We start from the raw sequence: 18,641 nt of genomic DNA, 5'->3' as shown, positions 1-18,641 counted from the left end.
CATGAAACGACGCGACGAAATTCTCGTTGGTCTCCTCCTCGCCGGTGCGATCGTAGTCGGACTCGGCGGCACCATCTGGATTGCGCGCGGTGGTCTGGCCCGCAATTACTCGATGTTTGCGCGATTCCCCTGGGGCGCCGGGCTCAAGCAGGGCCAACCGGTGTTGCTGGCCGGGGTCCAAATCGGATTCGTGGATCGCGTGGAGCTCGACCCCAATGGCACCATCGTGGTGGCGATCAAGGTGCAGCAACAGTACCGGGTGCCGAAAGGATCCACGGCCACCGTGCAGGCCAACGGCATCTTCGGTGATCAGTTGATCGCCGTGAAGCCCGTGCTTGGTGAGAAGGCCTTCATGCCGCAAGGCGATACGATCCCCACGGGCAAGGGTTCCCCCGGACCAGCCGAGTTGCTCACCAAGGGCGACTCGATTGCGGCCGACGTCAGCGCGCTCACCGGGAGGGCGCGGGCCGAATTTGTGGACGGCGGCGGCCTCAAGGACGTTCGGACGACGATTGCCCAGTTGACGAAGCTGGTGGCCCAGATGAGCAACGTGATGGCGGAGCAGTCAAAGCAGCTCACGAAGACACAGGACGCGCTGCGCAGCACCATCGCGTCCATCGATTCTGCCAAAGTCGATTCGACGCTGACCAATGTGCGCGCCATGTCCGCCAGTCTGGAGCAGCTGTCGCGCGAACTGAAGCAGACCAATGCGCAGGTGCAGTCGGTGGTCACCAAGGTGAATACCGGCAACGGCACGGTGGGCAAGCTGATGAACGACGATGCGGTGTACCGGCGACTGGATTCGATGCTCCTGCGGGTGGATTCGCTGATGGCGGATATCAAGGCCAACCCGCGGAAGTACATCAATCTGAAGATCTTTTAGGACGGATTGAGGGCTGAGGGAGTTGAGGGATGAGCAGGAACAGGTAGTGAGCGCGTGAGCGGCGAGCCCGCGAGGGCAGCCCAACGCTCCCCTCACCGGCTCACCCCTCTCCCCTCAACGCTGTCGGTGCTCACCCCTCGGCCTCTCCCCCCTCCCCCCTCAGAAACGAAACGGGCGGGCTTCTCTCGAAGCCCGCCCGTTTCACTATGCCCTACGTGGTTCAGAACCCGTAGCGCAGCGACAGCTGGATCCGGTAATTCGAATCCACGTTGCGCACATCATACAGCGTCTGCGTGGGGGAGAACGTGTACACGCCAACCGTCTTGCCGCTTTGCGTGGTCACGCCCGTACGACTGAGCAGCTGCACACCCGGCAGGCCGGGCGAGACAGTGCTCTTCTGCTGGCCCCACCGGCTATTCACCAGGTTCGCGAAGTTGAAGATGTCAATCGCGAACGACATCGAGTGATCGCTCACCGACGGCAACGACTGGCGAATGGACACGTTGTACAGGTCGCGCCATGGCGCCCGGCAGGTCATGCGCTTGAGGATCTGTCCGCGCTGATTCTTCAGGCAGTCCACCGAATTGATGAACTTGTCCATCGCCACCTGTTGCGCCGTGACACTCGCCGCCGAGGCCGGCACGTTGTAGCCGGTGAACAGGATCTCGTTGGCGTCCGCCGTGTTCTTCGGGATGTACACCAGATCGTTCGCGGTGGACCCGTCGGCGTTCTCGTCGGTGCTGTGGTAGTAGTCGTACGCCGATCCCGAGGTGCCCGTGTAGATGAGCGACACATCCATGCGCCACGGGAAGCTGTACGTACCCGCCGCCGCGATCTTGTGCGGCTGATCCCACTTGGCGGGCGCCAGGGTGGTCTTGTCCAGCAGATCGCCGGACACGGTGCGGCCCTGGTTGAAGTTGGAATTCGCCGTGGAGTTGAGCGTGCTTTGCACGTCGCGCGCCTCGGAATACGTGTACGAGAGCGCGCCTTCCCAGTTGTCGGCGAAGCGCTTGATCAGGCTGGCCGTCAGGTTGTACGAGTAGTCACCACCACTGCTGTTGGACGCGTCATACACCTGGTTGCGGCCGCCCTTGGTGACCGGGCTCGAGCTGGAACCGGTGATGGTGCCGTACATCGTGCGACCATGCGCGTCCGTGCCCTGCGGTCCGGCCAACGCGAGGTTGCTATAAAACAGCGAGTACTTGGAGCGCGTGTACAGCCCTTCCACGCTGCCGATGATGTTGCGACCGAAGTCGTGGTCGAAGCCCAGCGAGTACTTGATGACTTGCGGGAACTTCATGTTCGGATCAATCGTGTTGATCGTCGACGACAAGGCCGCACTGGCGGGATTGGCATTGGTGCCACCGCACCGCACGGGCGGATTGGCGATGGCTGCCGAGGTGAACGTCGGCGGGTAGTTGGCGTTGCTGGGCGTGGCGTTGTTGCAGGTCAACCCGGGCGTGCCCAACAGGCCGGTGTTGCCATATGCGTTGGACAGCCACACACCGGCCGGTGAACCGGTGAAGCCGCCAACGCCGCCGCGCAGCTGGTTCCGCTGATCGCCGGTCACGTCCCAGTTGAAGCCGATGCGCGGCGACCATTGGATGTTCCCCGTGGGCAGGTCACTGGTGTTGCGCTTATACGCCGTATCCACTGCCAGGTTGTACACGGGCTTGTTGCGGAACACGGGAATGTCCGCGCGAATGCCGTACGTAAAGTTGATGGTCGGCCGCACGTTCCACTGATCCTGCACGTAGAACGCATACGTGGCCGACTTCATGCGAATGAAACCGTCCGTGCCGGCCGGCGTCGGCACCGTCACCGCGTACGAGGACGCGAGCGCATTGCCGCCGCAGGTCGCACACGTGCCTCTCAGCGAATCGAGGCTGTTGAAGCGCCAGGTGCCGAACAGGTTGTTGGCAAACAGGTTGGCCGACTGGTAAAAGATGTTCTTCGTGCCGATGGTGACGTTGTGATCGCCGATGGGAATGGTCAGGTTATCGGCCAGTTCCAGCGTCTTCTGGTCCAGCTGGTTGCCGTGCGACGACGCTTCGCCGCCGGCAATGAACAGCGCGGTGCCGGTGCCCGTCTGACGCGGGGTGACCACGCTGATCTGGGCCAGCTTGGTGACCGGATCACGCTTGTCGTTGATCGTGGTGTATCCCACGTTCAGTTCGTTCAAGACCCCGTTGCCCAGGGCCGTGAACGCCTGCACCACCGTCGCGTTCTTGCGCGACGTGAACGCGTAGGCGTTGGACGTGAGGGCGAATGACGGTTGGTTATTCGTGATGGCATCGCGCGAACCGCCACCGCCGAAATTGTTGTTGTCGGCGGCGCCGTAGTTGTGTCGCACCACCACACGCGTCTTGGGCAGGAAATTCAAGTCCACGCGCGCGAACACGTTGGTGAGCGGATTCGGGCGGTTGATCTGGGCACCCGTGCCACCAGCAATGCCGAGAGGTGCCAGCACCGTGTTGAACGCATCCACCTGCGTTTGCGACACGGGCGAGTCGGACGAGCCGATGTAGGGTCCGGTGGACAGCAGCTGTTCTTTCTGCCATTCGGTGGAGAGGAAGAAAAACGCCTTGTTCCGGACAATCGGGCCACCAATGGAGGCGCCGTACTGCGAGCGGCTGAACGCGCCGAGGAATGGCTGCTTGCGCGTGAGGTCCTGATCGCGCGTGTAGCCGAACACCGAGCCGTGGAAGTTGTTGGTGCCGCTCTTCGTGACCGCGTTGATCAGCAGCCCCGAGAAGTTGCCCTGCCGCACATCAAACGGCGACAGCAGCACCTGATACTCCTTCACGGCGTCCAAAGAAATCGACTTGGCACCGGCCTGATCGCCGGGGCGACCGTTGCTGCCCAATCCGAACAGATCGGACTCGTTGGCGCCGTCAATCTGGATCAGGTTGTAGCGGTTGTTCACGCCGCCGCCCGAGAGACCGTTGCCCGTGGTGGACACCTGGGGCGTGGCTCTGGCGAAGTCGGTGAAGTCGCGATTGAGCGACGGGAACCGCGCGATCGCGGTGTCGCTGATCGTGGTGCTGACGCCCATCTTGGTGGGCGAGATGATCGCGCCCTTGGTGGCGCTCACCGTAACGCCGGCCAACTGGGCCGCCTGCGCCTTGACCACAAAGTCCACCGGCACGGTCTGCCCAAGCTTCACCAACACGCCGTCCTGGGCCTGCTGCGCAAAACCCAGACGACGCACCGACACCGTATAGGGGCCGCCGACTTCGAGGCCCTGCACGTAGTACCGCCCGTTTTCACGGGTGAGCGTGCTGGCCTTGAACCCGTTGCTCTTGTTTTCAACCTGGATCAGGGCGCCGTCAATCGGCTTGCCCGATTCGTCAGCGACGAGACCCGAGATGGCGCCGGTGGTGACGCCTTGAGCGGCTGCCACATCGGCCACGCCGACCATGGCACCCAGCGCCAGCACAAACAGCGAACGAAGTTTTCGCATTTTCTGAAACTCGGAGGAGAGTGTGCAAAAAGGTGGAGCGAGCCGCCCCCCGATGCCTCCCGGGAAACGACAAGCGTCAAAGCTAGGACTACCGCCGACCGCGCACAAGAAAAGTCAGTATCCGATCAGTCACGATGCACATTGGCCCGCCCACTCCGGCCCACGGTGACATAGTAGACGGGAATGCCGACCGCGATTACACCCAGCACCCCGATGGTCCCCCACCGCTGGTTCGGGTCGAGCAGCGCATTGATCAGCAGAAACAGGGTCGCGGCGCAAAACAGCACCGGGGCAATCGGATACAGCGGCACCCGCATGGGCGGATTCCAGTCCGGACGGCGCCGAAGCCGAAAGATCGCGCCCACGCTGAGGATGTAGAACACGAGCGACGCGGTCACAAAGATGTCCGCCAGCTGTTCAAACGAGCGCAACAGTACGAACCCGATGCCGATGCTCGCCGCCAATGTGATCGCCACGTACGGCGTCTGAAACCGAGGATGGACTTTTGCCACTTGCCGGAAAAACAGGCCGTCATCCGCCATGGCGAAGAAGATCCGCGGGCCGGTCAGCAGCGATCCGTTCACGGATCCAAACGTGGAAAGCAACACCGTGATCGAGACCAACGTCACACCCACCGGACCGATGAGCTTCTCGGCCACGTCCGCCGCCACCAGACGCGCGCCACGGATCTCGTCCACGGTGAGCACCGACAGATACGCCACATTGGCCAGCACATAAATCAGGATGATGGCCAGGGTGCCCCAAATGATCGCCCGCGGGAGTGTGCGACGGGGATCGGCCACCTCACCACCCACCTTGGTGAGATCGCCCCACCCGTCGTAGGCCCACAACACCGATACCAGAGCCAGCCCGAACGCCCGCACCGAAAAGCTCCCCGGTGGCGCCGCCGGAGTGAAATGCCCGCCCGTTTGCGGGAGCCCCAACGAAAAGGCCAGCGCCACGATCAGCAGCAGCCCGCCGTATTTGGCGATTGTGGTGACATTCTGCACCAGAGCGCCCCATCGCAGCCCCACGATGTTCACGGTGGCCATCAACCCCAGCGCCAGCGCCGCCACCCAGTGCGCATAGGTGTCATAGGGCGCGATACTCGGGTTGAACCCCAGCCCCCGCAACAGATATTCGGCAAACGTCAGCGAAATACCGCCCAGTGCGGCCGCACGGATGATCACCAACTCGGTCCAGCCATACAGAAACGCCGGCAATCGCCCCCATCCTTCGCGAATGAACACGAAGTAGCCACCGGTTTCCGGCAGCGCACCGGCGACCTCGGCCAGCGTGATGGCGCCGCAGAGCGCGAATATGCCGCCGATGACCCAGACGGAGATGAGCGGAAGCGGTCCGGGCAGCTTGTCGGCAATCCCGGCCGGCGATCGAAAGATGCCGGAGCCGATGGTGGTGCCGATCACCACCGCGATGGCGCTCCAGAGGCCAAGGCGGCGAGGCAGTGCCGTGGGAAGCGATGTCGGCGCGCGCGACGCCGGAGACACAGGAGGCGGAGTCATGCGCAATGCTACTCCTTCGCACGCCTCACCGCACGGGGGGTCCGTCGGGAAGCGTCAGCGTCTAGGTTTCTCCCGTCATGACATCCCTCTCCCTCGACGTACTGTTCTGGATCGCGGCGGCCGCCTGTATCGTCGCCCAGTATTTCATCGTGCGGGCGGTCTGGAAGGTCATTCCAACCGGGACGAGTTCTCCGCACGTGCCGGTGCCGCGTCGCGCCCAGGAGATCATGTGGGTGCTGCTCCCGGTCGTGCTGCTGACCGCGGCATTCGTGTTCACGTGGCGCCAGTTGCATCCAGCCGCATCCCCGACATCGAATCCGTCCTCATCGCGTGGCGTGCTCCCAGTGACAGCCCCGCGGGCCTGAGTCGACGACTTATATACACCATGTCCGCATACGTTCTGCCTTCCGCGCCCGTTCGTCGATCTGCGTACGTCGCACTGGGCGTCGCCCTGGTGCACATCGTATTCGGGGCCATCGTGCGCATCTCCGGCTCCGGCATGGGGTGCGGCGACCATTGGCCCAAATGCTACGGCTACTGGTTTCCGCCGTTTGAGCGCATGGATCTCGTCATCGAGGTGATGCACCGCTATCTGGCCATCGCGCTGTTCGCCTCGATTGCGTGGCTGGTGCTCGCGGCGTGGCGCGCCCGCGCCGATGGGTCGGTTGGCGGCTCAGGTGGCGTGTTGCCCGTCGCGAAACTGGCGCTGGGGTTGTGGTTCGCACCGGCGCTGTTCGGCGCGGTGACCGTGTTCACGGGAAACCCGCCGTGGGCCACGGTGGTCCACAAACTCCTCGCAGCGTCACTGCTGGCCGTGTTGACGGTGGCCACCATTCGCGCCGGCGGGCTGGGCGGCAGATCCGTCATCGGGCAATCCGGCACACGGAAGGCCGCCAACGGCGCGCTCGGTGCGGCCATTGGTGCATTGCTGGTGGTCCTCATGGGTGGACTCACCGCCAAGATCCCGGGCGCCGCGGTGGCCTGTGCCGGGTTTCCGCTGTGCGGTGAAGGCTCCCTGGGCGGTGCCGCGCAACATGTGCAGCTCACGCATCGCATTCTGGCCTATCTGCTGGTGTTGCACCTTGGCTCGTTGCCGTTTGTGTTTCGTCAACGCGGCGAGGCGTCGGTGGTGCTCCGCGCCGCGTGGTGCGCCATGGGCTTGGGGGTGCTGCAAATCGTCTGGGCCGGTTGGATGGTGACGGGCGGATTCCCCGGCGTCGTGCGGTCGCTGCACCAAGCGACCGGTATCCTCATCTGGGTCACGGCGTGCGCCATGATGTACCTGGCGAGGATCGCCGCCGGACACAGCGCGATGGCGACGGGTCGTTCGCACGCGTCGGCGCCATCACCGATGTCCGCGAGCGTCACGACATGACCAGTGTACCCGTGGCGCCGCAAGGGGACGTGCCGCCGACGCTGTCGCGCGATCTCATCTCGCTCACCAAGCCGCGCATTATCTCGCTATTGCTGGTGACGACCGTGGCGCCCATGTATGCCGCTGGATCGCCATCCTGGCTGACCGTGCTGCTGGTGTCCATTGGGGGCTACCTGATGGCCGGCGGGGCGAACGCAGTCAACATGTATCTCGATCGCGACATCGATGACGTTATGGCGCGTACCCGATTGCGTCCGATCCCCAGTGGACGCATGTCGCCCATTCAGGTGCTCGCGTTCGGCATTGCCTGCGCCACGTTCGCCACGTGGATGCTGGCGCAATTCGTGAATGTGCTGACGGCGGGCCTCGCGCTGGCGGGATTCAATTTCTACGTGTTCATCTACACGCGGTGGCTCAAGCGCACGTCACCGCAGAACATCGTCATCGGCGGTGCGGCAGGGGCATTTCCTCCATTGGTGGGTTGGGCCGCCGTCACCGGCACGCTTGATGTGACCGCGCTCTGTCTGTTCCTCATCGTGTTCTACTGGACGCCGCCACATTTCTGGGCGCTCGCGTTGCTCAAACAGGTGGACTACGGCCGCGCGGGCGTGCCGATGGCGCCGCTGGTGTGGGGGGAACGTGAAACGATGCACCAGATGGTGTGGTACACGGTGATTCTGCTGGTGCTCACACTGCTGCCCGTGCTCTTCGGCGCCTTCGGCCTGATCTACCTGGTGTCGGCCGTGGTGCTGGGGGCGTTGCTCATGGGGGGCGTGCTGCGCATCCTGAGCGCCGCCAGGGCGGGAACACCGTGGTCAGGTCCGGCGTGGTGGGTGTACAAGTACTCGCTGCTGTATCTCGCGTTGCTGTTTGTCGCCATGGCCGTGGATCGCGCCCTTGGCTGAGGCCCGGCGCGAGGCACCCCGCCGAAAATTCCTGTCGCCGCGCCCCCTCGCGCGGTTGCTCCCGCTGCTTCGCCCATATCGCGCGCGTCTGGCCCTGGCGGCGGTCTGCCTGCTGATCGCGGCCGCCGCCGGCCTGGTCTTTCCGCTGGTGCTTCGCTACCTCCTCGACGCCGCGTTCGAGCTCAAGGATCGCGTGGCACTCAATCGGGTGGCGCTGGTGCTGCTGGGCGTGTTCGCCGTGCAGGCCGTGATGAACTTCGTGCAGGTCTATCTGCTCAGCGCGACCACCGAACGGATCATCGCCACCCTGCGCGAACAAACGTTCGCGCATCTCATCCGTCTCTCGCCGTCGTTTTTCACGGAACGCCGCACCGGTGAACTCACCAGCCGGTTGTCCAGCGATCTCGGACTGCTGCAGTCGTTGCTCGGCTCGTGGATCTCCGAACTCTCCCGACAGTCGCTGTTTCTGGTCGGCGGCATCCTGATGCTCACGGTGACCAATCCGCACCTCACGCTCACCACCCTGGCGGTGGTGCCGTTGGTGGTCGGCGCGGCCATCGTCTTTGGTCGGGCCCTGCGCAAAGCCAGCATCGGTGTGCAGGATCGGGTGGCGAGCGCCATGGGCACGGCCGACGAGGCGTTCGGCGCCATTCGTATCGTGCAGAGCTTTACGCGCGAAAAGCAGGAGATCGCCCGATTCGGCGAGCTGTTGCGCGATGTCGTCATGGCCGCCGTGCAGCGCGCGCAACTCCGCGCGGCGTTTTTCGGCATCGTGGGTTTCGTCGCGTTTGCGGCGGTGGTGGCGGTCATGTGGCAAGGCGGTGTGCAGGTGTTGAACAGTCGCCTGACGGCCGGAGCGCTGGTGTCGTTCCTGTTTTATGCATTGACCGTGGCCGCCGCCGTCGGTTCGCTGGCCACCCTGTTCGGGTCGTTCCAGGAAGCCCTGGGCGCGGCAACCCGCGTGTTTGAATTGCTGGACACGCAGGCCACCGTGCGCGATCCCGCGCGGCCGCGCGCGCTGCTCACGCCGGTGCGCGGTGCCGTGGCCTACGAGGCGGTGTCGTTCCGCTACGCCGACGACCTGCCCATGGTCATTCGCGAGTTGACGCTGACCATTGCCCCGGGAGAAGTGCTGGCGCTGGTGGGGCGATCGGGCGGCGGCAAGACTACCGTCGCCAGCCTGCTCCCGCGTTTCTGGGACGTGTCCGAAGGGCGCATCACGCTGGATGGCATCGACGTGCGGCAGCTTTCACTGGAATCGCTGCGCGGCGCGATCGGCATCGTGCCGCAGGAACCCGTGTTGTTCAGCGGCACGATTCGCGAGAATATCATCTACGCCAGGCCCGAGGCCAGCGACGCCGACGTGGTGCAGGCGGCACGAGCGGCCCATGCACTCGAGTTTATTGAGCGTCTCCCCGGTGGATGGGACACGCGCGTCGGCGAGCGCGGCGTCAAGCTCTCAGGTGGACAGCGCCAGCGCATCGCCATCGCTCGGGTGTTTCTCAAGAATCCCGCCGTGGTGATTCTCGACGAAGCCACGTCCAGCTTGGACAACGAAAGCGAGCGTTTCGTCGAGGAAGCCCTGGAGGAACTTCTGCAGGGTCGCACCACCCTCCTCATTGCGCATCGCATGAGCACGGTGCGCCGCGCCCATCGCGTGGTCGTGCTCGACGGCGGATCGATCGTGGAAGTCGGCAAGCACGACGAACTGATGCGCCGAGAGGGCGGACAGTACGCGAGTCTGGTAAGTACACAGTACACAGTACCAAGTACCAGGTACTAAGTACTCAGTACCAGGTACTAAGTACTGAGTACTAGGTACTAAGTACTGAGTACTAGGTACTAGGTACCAGGTACTTCATCCTCACCCTCACCTCAACGCCACGGTGCACCTGGAGGACCTGCGTGCGGACTCCCAGCTGTTCCTGCCACACCACCAGCGTGTAGGTGCCCTCGGGCACACTGTCAAATCGAAACGTCCCGTTCGATGACGTGATGGCCACAAACGGATGCGGGGCCACGGCGATGAAGGCGCGAACCCACGGGTGCTTGTCGTCACGGACCTCCACCAGCCCCGCCGTCGCCGCCACCTCGCCCGTTGGCACGACTTGCCCGGCATCCGTCAGCATCACCTGCGCGCGGATCGTGGTGGCATCCCCCACGTCGACAAACCGCAGGCGCGACGACATCGCATCGCGCGAGGTCACCTGCAGGGTGCCGCCAAGCGCCATGCGTTGCACGCGCGGCTCAAGCCGACAGCGATCGAGTGTCAGCGCTGCCCGACGTGAGGCGTTGAGCGGCGGCCCGGTCGTCACGCCCACCAGCCACACCACGGCGTTCCCTGCGCCGCCGTCCTGGGACGGCGTTCGCGTGTCGGTGAATGGCTTGCACACATTCAAGTCGTGCGTGGGCGTGATGGCGGAGTCGCCGGTCAGTCCGGCCGGCGCTTCAAGCGTTCCGACAATTGTGCCGCCGTGCAAAGCCGACGTGTCCGTCACCACGACATAGCGCGCGCCTGCGCCCCACAGGGCCCGCAGCGCGCTGTCAGGCGGCAGGTCGCGGACCTCTAAATTGTCGACAGAGCCACGCGATGCGGGCACGTCAGCGACACGGCCCGTCACCGCGGCATCGGGCGGCGACTCCCGACAGGCGTTGCCCAGCATCAGGACCGACGCGACCTGACCAACACGCCGCGCAAACCGGCCCCGGGAGCGCATCAGTGCCCGCTCAGACGACGATGAGATCCCGCTGCACCACCCCGGGCGTCACCAGCAACGCGTCCGCTCCCACAAAACAGTTGACTTCACTGCGCACGCCCAGTTCGCCCGGCAGGTAGATACCCGGTTCGATGGAGAATCCCACACCGGGAATCAGCAGACGGTCGTCGCGCGATTCGAGATTGTCGATCTGCGGACCCGAGCCGTGCAGTTCGCGCGAGTCGATACTGTGCCCGGTGCGGTGCCAGAACTGCGGACCGAACCCGCGCGTGGTGATCACCGCGCGCGCGGCATCATCCGCCTCGCCGCCACGCACCGGTTGGCCGGCCGCCACGCGGGCACTGATCAACGCCAGCGCGGCATCGCGCGCATCGCGCACCGCCTCCCAGATGGTGATCGCACGTGCCGACGGCGGCCCCATCGAGGCCATCCAGGTCTGGTCGGCGTACACACCACCGTTGGACTCGCGCGCCCACAAGTCAATCAACAGCAAATCACCGCGTCGTATCACGCGGGGCGTCAGGGCGGACGGCGCGTAGTGCGGATTGGCGGCACTCTCCGACGCGGCCACATCCGGCCCATGTTCTGTTTCCAGACCGGCTCGCGCAAACGCGTCGAGAATCCGTTGCTGCACCTCGTGCTCGGCCACCGGCGTACCGGCCGCAATCATCGCCCCGGCATGATCAATGGCCTCGAGGGCAATCGTGCGAATCACTTCCGCCGCGCGCGTATGCGACGCCAGTTGCGTCGCCGTCCAGGTGGCGTACACCTGCGACACCAGTTCGCCGGAACTCACCACGGTCGCGCCAGTGGCGCGCACCATCTCCAACACGCCGGCGGGGATGCGGTCGAGATACGGAATCGCGTCACCGGCCGAATACTCCATGGCCACGTGCTTACCGGCAACGAGCGTGTGCAACTCGTGCTCCAACTCGCGCCACCCGCTGTACACGCGCAACGGCCACGCGTCAGGCCAGCGGGCCCACGGACCCGGTTCGATGGCGTGCTGTATGCCAATGGGCGTGCCTTCGCGCGGGATGAACGCGAACACGCGCCGCGACACGAGGCCGTCAAAACCCAGCATGCCGTGCGCGATGGCGTTGGTGCCGCGAAAATCGTACAGCAACCAGCCATCGAGCCCCGCGTCGGCGATCAGACGCTGGAGGCGCGGAAGCATGTCGGCAGTCAGCATGAGCAGCGCGGGTGAAGGGCGGACAGGGTCAGCGTCGGCGCCACTCGGCACGCCACTGACAGCGGGCGTCACCGCGGGCGCGACACATCACGTGCTCAACCGCGCCATCGGCGTCGGCCAGCACATGCAACGATTCACGGAAGGCCGCCTCATACAGGCCGCACCCCGCGCCACCCGGTCCGGCATCGACCGACACGGGCGATCCCACTTCCAGTAACAGCGAACTGCCTTGGCGCACCAGTGTCGCATCCATGAATCGACGCGCCAGACGGCGCAGTTGACGCAGCGCAATCGGTCGACCGATCAGCGATGGCAACGACGTGGCCGCGCTGCGACTGGTGGCGCCGATCGTGGAGATCGCCGCGCGCGCCCAACGACGTCCGGCTTCGCGGAATGCCAGATCCGCGTCAGGTCGACGACCGATCAGGCGCGTCAGCGCGAGCACCTCGTCAAACGGCACGCGCTGTTGGCGTCGCACGGCATCCTGGTAGCGCCGAATCTGCGACAGCACGGTCTCGCTCAAACCGAATCGCTTGTTGCGCAGTTCATGCACCAGTTCGGCGTCGAGTTCAGCCTCAGGTGTATCGATGGCCTTGACGGCCTCCAGCAGGGACAAGGGCAGACGCGCGTCCAACGGCCCACCCGTACGCGCAAGCGCGGGTTCGCCGTGGGGTGTCGCCCGCGTCACGGAATCATCGACCATGTGTGTCACTGTGGGCGAAGCTAACGTGTCGCGGGTCACTCAAACAAGCGGCGCACGCACTTTCCGCCTTTCGCCAGGGGACGGCGCACCGCTTGCGTTCGACTGGTCCCACCGACAGCATCGGCCATGACGTCACCAGTCGCCAACCTCGCCGTCTCCGCCGCCCCGTGGTGGGTTGCGTGCGCGTTCGCCGGTGCCATTGCGTTGGCCGCGTGGCGCGCCGGGAGTCTTCGCGCCGACGGCGCCGTCGCCGCATTCGTGATTGGCACGCTCGCCCTGCGCGTTCAGTGGGCCTGGGGCGCCTATCTCATTGGCTGGTTTGCGCTGGCCACTGCCCTGTCGCGCGTCGGACATGCGCGAAAAGCGGCGCGCACGCGCGACATCGTCAGCAAGGGAAATCGTCGGGATGCCGCACAGGTATTGGCCAACGGCGGCGTGTTTGTCCTCGCCGCGGTCATCGTCCTGCTCGGGGAATCGACGGGCGACCGCTGGCCGCGCGACACCATGGCGGCCCTCGCAGCGATCGGGGCAGCGGGTGCCCTGGCCGCGTCCGGAGCAGACACCTGGTCCACCGAGATTGGCACCTTGGTAGGCGGTGAACCGTGGTCGCTCCGGAGTTTTCGACGCGTACCACCCGGAACGTCCGGGGCCGTAACGTGGAACGGCTCACTTGGCGCCGTGCTCGGTGCCCTGCTGCTCTCGGGGTTGGCCTACGGAGTGTCCATGATTGCGGCGCCCGCCGTGTGGCCGGTCGCGTGGGGCGGAGTGGCCGGCGCCACCGTTGACACACTGCTCGGCGCGTTGATGCAGGAGCGGCGCGCGTGCCCAACGTGCGGGCGACTCACCGAGCGACTCGAACACTGCGACGGCACCGCCACCACGCATGTGGGTGGCATTCGCCATCTGAACAACGATGTCGTGAATGTGGCCTGCTCCCTCACCGGCGCCGCGGTTGCCGTCGTGCTCGCTACACGCGGGATCAAGTGAGCGCGACCGCGCGTTAGCTTCCGTATCATGCCCACTGAGCCCCTTCCACGCGCAACGCAGGTCTTGGTGGTCGGCGGCGGCCCCGCAGGCTCATCCACCGCGTGGTACTGTGCGGAAGCGGGACTGGATGTCGTGTTGATTGACCGCGCGCGATTTCCGCGTGCGAAGCCGTGCGCGGAGTACCTCAGCCCGGAAGGCGCCAGAATTCTGTCGGCCATGGGGGCACTGGAGGCCATCGAGGCGCAAGCGGCCGCGTTGACCGGCATGGAAGTGCATGCGCCCTCGGGTCGACGCATCCACGGCGAGTTCGTGGCGCGTCACGGGTTTCGCGGCTTTCGCGATCGCGGCCTGGGTATTCGGCGCGAAGTCCTCGATACGGTGCTGATTGAACGCGTGCGCGCCCGCGGCGTGCAGGTCATCGAAGGGGTGAAGGTCGAGGACGTACTGCACGATGCCGCCGGTCGGGCCGCTGGTGTGCGAGTTCGCACCGTCGACGGTCCGCACGACATCCTGGCCGATGTGGTGATCGGCGCCGACGGCCTGCGTTCCATCGTCGCCCGGCGTCTCGGACTGGCGCATACTTCACGCTGGCCGCGGCGCATCGCGCTGGTCGCCCACTATCGTGGCATCGACGGCATGACCTCGCTTGGGGAAATGCACGTCGCCGCCGACGGATACCTCGGTCTTGCCGACGTGGGCGACAACGTGACCAATGTCGCGCTGGTGGTCTCGGCGCCGGACGCGCGCACGATGTCGGGCGACCCGGAGGCATTCCTCAACGCCTGGATTGGTCGACAGGCCGCGCTCGCGCCGCGCTTCGCCGGCGCGCGCCGGGTGTCGCCGGTGCGCGCAACAGGCCCATTTGCTTCGCGTGCGCGCCGGCCGTGGTCGGCCGGCGCTGCGCTGGTCGGCGATGCGGCTGATTTCTTCGATCCCTTCACTGGCGAGGGCATCTTCGCGGCGTTGCGCGGCGGCGAACTGCTGGCGCCGTTCGTCGTGGAGGCGGCCGCCGCGTTTGCGCGTCGCGACACGCACGCCGAGCGAAATGCCTGGCAGGGCTACGAGACAGCGCGTCGTCACACATTTGCCGGTAAGTGGCGGGTGGAACGACTGATCGGAACGGCCGTGGCGTTTCCGCGTCTCATGAATGGCGCCGCGCGCGTGCTGGAGCGTGATCGTGATCTGTCCGATCTCCTCATTGGCATCACCGGCGATTTCGTGCCGGCGTCGGCAATGCTCCGACCGCACACGTTGTGGCGCATCGCCACCGCACTGCTGCGCGGCACGACACCCTCCGCGCTCCCGGAATGGCCGCCATCACCGATATCAACCTCTGTCTCTCCGCATGTCCATCGACCCTGATCTCTTTCGCGCCGTGCTCGGTCGGTTTGCCACCGGTGTGGCCATTGTCACCGTGCGCGACGACGACGGCCGGGACCACGGCATGACCGTCAGTGCGTTCTCGTCGCTCAGTCTCGATCCGCCGCTGGTGCTTGTCTGCATCGGTGCCGACGCCACCATGGCTCCGGTCATGCAACGCGCCGCATCGTTTGCCGTGAACATCCTCAGCAGCGGCCAGGAGGCGCACAGTCGTCGATTTGCCGGCAAGCTCGATGATCGATTCACCGATGTCGCGGGCGCGCGCAGCCCGTCGGGCAACGTGCTGCTGGATGACGCGCTCGGCGCGCTCGACTGTCGCGTCGTCGCGCGGCATCCCGCCGGCGATCATGTCATCGTGGTCGGTGAGGTGGACTCGGGGTCGGCGCACGATGGACGACCCCTGCTCTACTATCGCGGCGGTTACGCCCAACTCGAACGCTGACGTGCACCTCACGCCGGCGCGACGACGGGGACACGAGATACTCGATGATCCTTCGCACGATCCGGCACTGGCGGAACGGTCGTTGCGCGATGTGGCGTTGGCCAACCGGCTGTTTGGTGGGCGTCAGGCGATGTTGCGGGAGATCCGTGTGGTGTTGTCACAGACCTCCACGGTCGCGTCAATCTGCCTGCTCGATATCGGCACCGGGTTGGGAGACATCCCGGCTGCGGCGCAGCGCCTCACGGGCCGCGGCACCGCGCCGATGACCACCATCGGACTCGAACTCGCGCCAACCCTCGCCCGTGTCGCCCGAAGCGTCTGCACACATGCCGTGGCCGGTGACGGGTTGGCGCTGCCGTTTGCCGACGACAGCATCGACATCGTGACCTGCTCGCAGGTGCTGCACCATTTTGAAGATGAAACGGCGATGCAACTGCTTCGCGAATGCACGCGCGTGGCCCGTCATGCCGTGATCATCGGTGATCTGCGTCGGAGCTGGCTCGCCGTGGCCGGACTCTGGTTGTCCTCGTTTGCGCTGGGCTTTCATCCCGTCAGTCGACACGATGGTGTGGTGTCGATTCTGCGCGGATATACACGACCCGAACTGGCCGCGCTCGTGACGCGCGCCACCGGTCGCCGTGCTGTCGTACGTCATGCGCTGGGTTGGCGCGTGACGGCCACCTGGTTTCCCGGAATGGTCTCCCAATGACTGGCCCCACCTTGCATCCGCCATACGCGCTGGGCGATTTGCCCGCCAATCGCCTCATGACCACCATCGACGAGCGACTGGTGCGCGCACCGCTGTCAGTGATGTTCGACATCGCCCGCGAGGTCGAACACTGGCCGGCGTATCTGTCACACTATCGCTTTGTGCGCTTTCGCCAACGCGCCACCGACGGGGGCGGCCTGGTGGAAATGGCCGCCAATCGCCCGTTCGGACTGTTCAACTGGCCCACGTGGTGGCTGTCCGAGATGTCGGTCAACTACGACGTGCCGTGGGTGCGCTATCGCCACGTTGGTGGTGTCACCACGCACATGGATGTGGAATGGAATTTCACCGAAACGCCTGAGGGTACCTTGGCACGAATTGTTCACGTATGGAACGGACCCGGGTGGCCCGTCATTGGGGAGTTCGCGGCCATGCAGGTTATTGGACCGGTGTTCGTGCACGGCATTGCCAGTCGAACGCTGGAGGGGTTGGCCCGCGTGGCCGAGCGCACGGCAAGCGGCGCGGCCCCGAGGCGCACATGATCGACCGTGCACGGCAGGACGCGCCCTCCCGACGGCACGTGGCGATCACCGGAATCGGGTGTGTCACGCCACTGGGCATCGGCGTTGAATCGCTGTGGGACGGGCTGCGCGCCGAACGGTCAGTGGTGCGCGCTGCTTCGCGTTTCGATTCGTCAATCTTTCGCAGTCGCTGCGCTGCGGAAGTCGACGGTTTCGACGCCGAGGACTACCTCGATCCACGCCGCGTAAAACGACTCGATCGCTTCGGCCAGTTCAGCGTGGTCAGCTCCATGCTGGCGCTCAAGGATTCCGGGCTGGATCTCGCACAGGAGAATCGCGAACGGATTGGCGCCATGATGGGCACCGCGCTGGGCGGTGTGGCCTACGCCGAGGAGCAGGCCGCGCGCTTCATGCAAGGTGGTCTGCGCAATGTGGATGCCACGCTGGCGCTGGCCGTGTTTGGTGGATCGTCCAGCTGCAACATCGCCATCGAGTTCGGCGTGTCCGGCCCCAATTGCACGAACGCCATGAGCTGCGCGTCGGGGACCATCGCCATCGGCGAAGCCTTCCGGCAAATTCGCGATGGATACGCCGATGTGATGATTGCCGGCGGCAGCGAGGCGCCGCTGGCCACACTGTGCTTTGGCGCGTTCGCCCTCATTCGCGCCATGTCCACGCGCAATGAATCGCCCGAACAGGCATCACGTCCGTTCGATCGCGACCGCGACGGCTTCGTGATGGGAGAAGGCTCGGCCGTGCTCATTCTCGAGGAATGGTCGCACGCTGTGGCACGCGGAGCGCGCATTTACGGTGAGATGGCCGGGTTCGGCACCACCAACGACGCGCATCACATGACCGCGCCGTTACCCGGTGGCGCGCAGGCGGCGCGGTGCATCCGGCAGGCCTTGGATGATGCTGGCGTCACGCCCGAACACGTGGACTACATCAACGCGCACGGCAGCAGCACGCCGCTCAACGATCCCACCGAGACCACGGCCATTCGCACCGTGTTCGGCGCGCACGCTGATCGGGTGCCGGTGTCCAGCACCAAGGGCTACTACGGTCATGCGCTTGGCGCATCGGGCGCGTTCGAAGCGGCCATCTCGGCGTTGGTGCTGCAGCGTGGGTGGATCCCACCCACGCTCAACCTCGACAACCCCGACCCCGAGTGCGACCTGGATTACGTGCCCAACACCGGACGCGATCTGGCCGCACAGGTGATATTGAGCAACAGCTTTGGCTTCGGCGGGATCAACGCCAGCCTGGTGCTCAAGAAGGCTTAGGCGCGCGACGCGCCGTAGGCCTGTGCATATCGCTGCATGCTCTGCACGATGATCTCCATCGCCTTCTCGCTTTTCTCCCACCCCGTCACTTCCACCCGCTTCCCCTCGAGATCCTTGTAGATCCCGAAGAAGTGCGCGATTTCCTTGAGGTAGTGCGGCGACAAATCCGCGATATCGAACACATCGTGGAAGTACGGATCGTCTGACGGGACGGCGAGGATCTTTTCGTCGGGCTCACCCTTGTCCAGCATACGCAGCACGCCAATCGGACGCGCGGCAATCTGGCAACCGGGAAACGTGGGCTCGTTGATCTTGACCAGGATGTCCAGTGGATCGCCATCCTCGTGCAGTGTGCGCGGAATGAATCCGTAGTCGCTGGGATAGTGCACGGCGGAATACAGCACCCGGTCCAGCTTGAATTGCCCGGTTTCCTTGTCCAGCTCGTACTTATTGCGCGACTTGGCGGGAATTTCGATGATTGCCGTTACCTGCTCCGGCGGATGCTTCCCGGCCGGGATATCGTGCCACGGATTGTGCGACATTCAGCAACCTTGGGTT

General features: G+C 65.1%; 17 protein-coding genes. 11 read left to right on the top strand and 6 right to left on the bottom strand.

The annotated features are described in order from the left end of the window. Nucleotide 1 precedes the first annotated feature (1 nt). Nucleotides 2-883, top strand: a complete 882-nt coding sequence (locus tag IPP90_05440) for an MCE family protein (protein MBL0170167.1) — start codon at nt 2-4, stop codon at nt 881-883. A 220-nt stretch (nt 884-1,103) separates the two neighbouring features. Here the strand turns inward: IPP90_05440 and IPP90_05435 are convergent, their stop codons facing one another. Beyond that, complete coding sequence (locus IPP90_05435) at nt 1,104-4,346, bottom strand: TonB-dependent receptor (GenBank protein MBL0170166.1); 3,243 nt, start codon at nt 4,344-4,346, stop codon at nt 1,104-1,106. Nucleotides 4,347-4,471: 125 nt separating this feature from the next. Next, nucleotides 4,472-5,869 carry an amino acid permease gene (locus IPP90_05430; protein MBL0170165.1) on the bottom strand — a complete coding sequence of 466 codons (1,398 nt, stop codon included), beginning with the start codon at nt 5,867-5,869 and terminating at the stop codon, nt 4,472-4,474. Nucleotides 5,870-5,946: 77 nt separating this feature from the next. On the opposite strand from IPP90_05430, the gene IPP90_05425 reads away from it, so the two are divergent. Genes IPP90_05425 through IPP90_05410 form a run of 4 tightly spaced genes read left to right on the top strand, consistent with a single transcriptional unit; the run spans nt 5,947 to nt 9,932 of the window. Then, on the top strand, nt 5,947-6,234 hold the full coding sequence (locus IPP90_05425) for a hypothetical protein (GenBank protein ID MBL0170164.1): 288 nt from the start codon (nt 5,947-5,949) through the stop codon (nt 6,232-6,234). Nucleotides 6,235-6,254: 20 nt separating this feature from the next. Continuing rightward, entirely contained in the window at nt 6,255-7,244 is a 990-nt protein-coding gene (locus IPP90_05420; GenBank protein MBL0170163.1) for a COX15/CtaA family protein, read from the top strand. After that, a complete protein-coding gene (locus IPP90_05415; protein ID MBL0170162.1) occupies nt 7,241-8,149 on the top strand; it encodes a protoheme IX farnesyltransferase in 909 nt (302 codons plus the stop codon). The genes IPP90_05420 and IPP90_05415 overlap by 4 nt, the downstream gene beginning before the upstream one ends. Continuing rightward, nucleotides 8,142-9,932 carry an ATP-binding cassette domain-containing protein gene (locus IPP90_05410; protein MBL0170161.1) on the top strand — a complete coding sequence of 597 codons (1,791 nt, stop codon included), beginning with the start codon at nt 8,142-8,144 and terminating at the stop codon, nt 9,930-9,932. The genes IPP90_05415 and IPP90_05410 overlap by 8 nt, the downstream gene beginning before the upstream one ends. 52 nt (nt 9,933-9,984) lie before the next feature. Here IPP90_05410 and IPP90_05405 read toward each other — a convergent pair whose 3' ends face one another. The 3 genes from IPP90_05405 to IPP90_05395 are packed head-to-tail and all read right to left on the bottom strand — an operon-like array spanning nt 9,985 to nt 12,761. Continuing rightward, nucleotides 9,985-10,866: a hypothetical protein gene (locus IPP90_05405; GenBank protein MBL0170160.1), complete on the bottom strand. Its 882-nt coding sequence runs from the start codon at nt 10,864-10,866 to the stop codon at nt 9,985-9,987. Between the two features lie 10 nt (nt 10,867-10,876). Beyond that, a complete protein-coding gene (locus tag IPP90_05400) occupies nt 10,877-12,058 on the bottom strand; it encodes an aminopeptidase P family protein (GenBank protein ID MBL0170159.1) in 1,182 nt (393 codons plus the stop codon). A 28-nt stretch (nt 12,059-12,086) separates the two neighbouring features. Further along, on the bottom strand, nt 12,087-12,761 hold the full coding sequence (locus tag IPP90_05395) for a hypothetical protein (protein ID MBL0170158.1): 675 nt from the start codon (nt 12,759-12,761) through the stop codon (nt 12,087-12,089). A gap of 126 nt (nt 12,762-12,887) precedes the next feature. Between IPP90_05395 and IPP90_05390 the strand changes: the two genes are divergently transcribed. The 6 genes from IPP90_05390 to fabF are packed head-to-tail and all read left to right on the top strand — an operon-like array spanning nt 12,888 to nt 18,083. Beyond that, nucleotides 12,888-13,748: a DUF92 domain-containing protein gene (locus IPP90_05390; GenBank protein ID MBL0170157.1), complete on the top strand. Its 861-nt coding sequence runs from the start codon at nt 12,888-12,890 to the stop codon at nt 13,746-13,748. Between the two features lie 27 nt (nt 13,749-13,775). After that, the gene (locus IPP90_05385; GenBank protein MBL0170156.1) at nt 13,776-15,110 is read left to right on the top strand and encodes an NAD(P)/FAD-dependent oxidoreductase; all 1,335 of its coding nucleotides are present in this window, start codon (nt 13,776-13,778) and stop codon (nt 15,108-15,110) included. Beyond that, nucleotides 15,094-15,570: a flavin reductase family protein gene (locus IPP90_05380; protein ID MBL0170155.1), complete on the top strand. Its 477-nt coding sequence runs from the start codon at nt 15,094-15,096 to the stop codon at nt 15,568-15,570. The genes IPP90_05385 and IPP90_05380 overlap by 17 nt, the downstream gene beginning before the upstream one ends. Before the next feature lies 1 nt (nt 15,571). Beyond that, on the top strand, nt 15,572-16,279 hold the full coding sequence (locus IPP90_05375; GenBank protein MBL0170154.1) for a methyltransferase domain-containing protein: 708 nt from the start codon (nt 15,572-15,574) through the stop codon (nt 16,277-16,279). Continuing rightward, nucleotides 16,276-16,821 (top strand): hypothetical protein, encoded by a 546-nt coding sequence (locus IPP90_05370; protein ID MBL0170153.1) that lies wholly within the window; start codon nt 16,276-16,278, stop codon nt 16,819-16,821. Before IPP90_05375 ends, IPP90_05370 begins: the two co-directional genes overlap by 4 nt. Continuing rightward, a complete protein-coding gene (gene fabF / locus IPP90_05365) occupies nt 16,818-18,083 on the top strand; it encodes a beta-ketoacyl-ACP synthase II (protein ID MBL0170152.1) in 1,266 nt (421 codons plus the stop codon). The genes IPP90_05370 and fabF overlap by 4 nt, the downstream gene beginning before the upstream one ends. On the opposite strand, the gene IPP90_05360 is transcribed toward fabF, so the two are convergent. Further along, nucleotides 18,080-18,625 carry an inorganic diphosphatase gene (locus IPP90_05360; GenBank protein MBL0170151.1) on the bottom strand — a complete coding sequence of 182 codons (546 nt, stop codon included), beginning with the start codon at nt 18,623-18,625 and terminating at the stop codon, nt 18,080-18,082. The two genes, fabF and IPP90_05360, sit on opposite strands and share 4 nt — an antisense overlap. Nucleotides 18,626-18,641 lie beyond the last annotated feature (16 nt).

Source organism: Gemmatimonadaceae bacterium, from assembly GCA_016720905.1.
Taxonomy (GTDB): Bacteria; Gemmatimonadota; Gemmatimonadetes; order Gemmatimonadales; family Gemmatimonadaceae; genus Gemmatimonas.
The sequence above is the reverse complement of the archived record's forward strand: the minus strand, read 5'-3'. Positions and strand labels throughout refer to the sequence as shown.

Excerpts from the sequence above, each read along its gene's own strand:
- IPP90_05440 (MBL0170167.1), top strand. The coding sequence starts at position 2 with ATGAAACGACGCGACGAAATTCTCGTTGGTCTCCTCCTCGCCGGTGCG.
- IPP90_05435 (MBL0170166.1), bottom strand. The coding sequence starts at position 4,346 with ATGCGAAAACTTCGTTCGCTGTTTGTGCTGGCGCTGGGTGCCATGGTC.
- IPP90_05430 (MBL0170165.1), bottom strand. The coding sequence starts at position 5,869 with ATGACTCCGCCTCCTGTGTCTCCGGCGTCGCGCGCGCCGACATCGCTT.
- IPP90_05425 (MBL0170164.1), top strand. The coding sequence starts at position 5,947 with ATGACATCCCTCTCCCTCGACGTACTGTTCTGGATCGCGGCGGCCGCC.
- IPP90_05420 (MBL0170163.1), top strand. The coding sequence starts at position 6,255 with ATGTCCGCATACGTTCTGCCTTCCGCGCCCGTTCGTCGATCTGCGTAC.
- IPP90_05415 (MBL0170162.1), top strand. The coding sequence starts at position 7,241 with ATGACCAGTGTACCCGTGGCGCCGCAAGGGGACGTGCCGCCGACGCTG.
- IPP90_05405 (MBL0170160.1), bottom strand. The coding sequence starts at position 10,866 with ATGCGCTCCCGGGGCCGGTTTGCGCGGCGTGTTGGTCAGGTCGCGTCG.
- IPP90_05400 (MBL0170159.1), bottom strand. The coding sequence starts at position 12,058 with ATGCTGACTGCCGACATGCTTCCGCGCCTCCAGCGTCTGATCGCCGAC.
- IPP90_05395 (MBL0170158.1), bottom strand. The coding sequence starts at position 12,761 with ATGGTCGATGATTCCGTGACGCGGGCGACACCCCACGGCGAACCCGCG.
- IPP90_05390 (MBL0170157.1), top strand. The coding sequence starts at position 12,888 with ATGACGTCACCAGTCGCCAACCTCGCCGTCTCCGCCGCCCCGTGGTGG.
- IPP90_05385 (MBL0170156.1), top strand. The coding sequence starts at position 13,776 with ATGCCCACTGAGCCCCTTCCACGCGCAACGCAGGTCTTGGTGGTCGGC.
- IPP90_05380 (MBL0170155.1), top strand. The coding sequence starts at position 15,094 with ATGTCCATCGACCCTGATCTCTTTCGCGCCGTGCTCGGTCGGTTTGCC.
- IPP90_05370 (MBL0170153.1), top strand. The coding sequence starts at position 16,276 with ATGACTGGCCCCACCTTGCATCCGCCATACGCGCTGGGCGATTTGCCC.
- fabF (MBL0170152.1), top strand. The coding sequence starts at position 16,818 with ATGATCGACCGTGCACGGCAGGACGCGCCCTCCCGACGGCACGTGGCG.
- IPP90_05360 (MBL0170151.1), bottom strand. The coding sequence starts at position 18,625 with ATGTCGCACAATCCGTGGCACGATATCCCGGCCGGGAAGCATCCGCCG.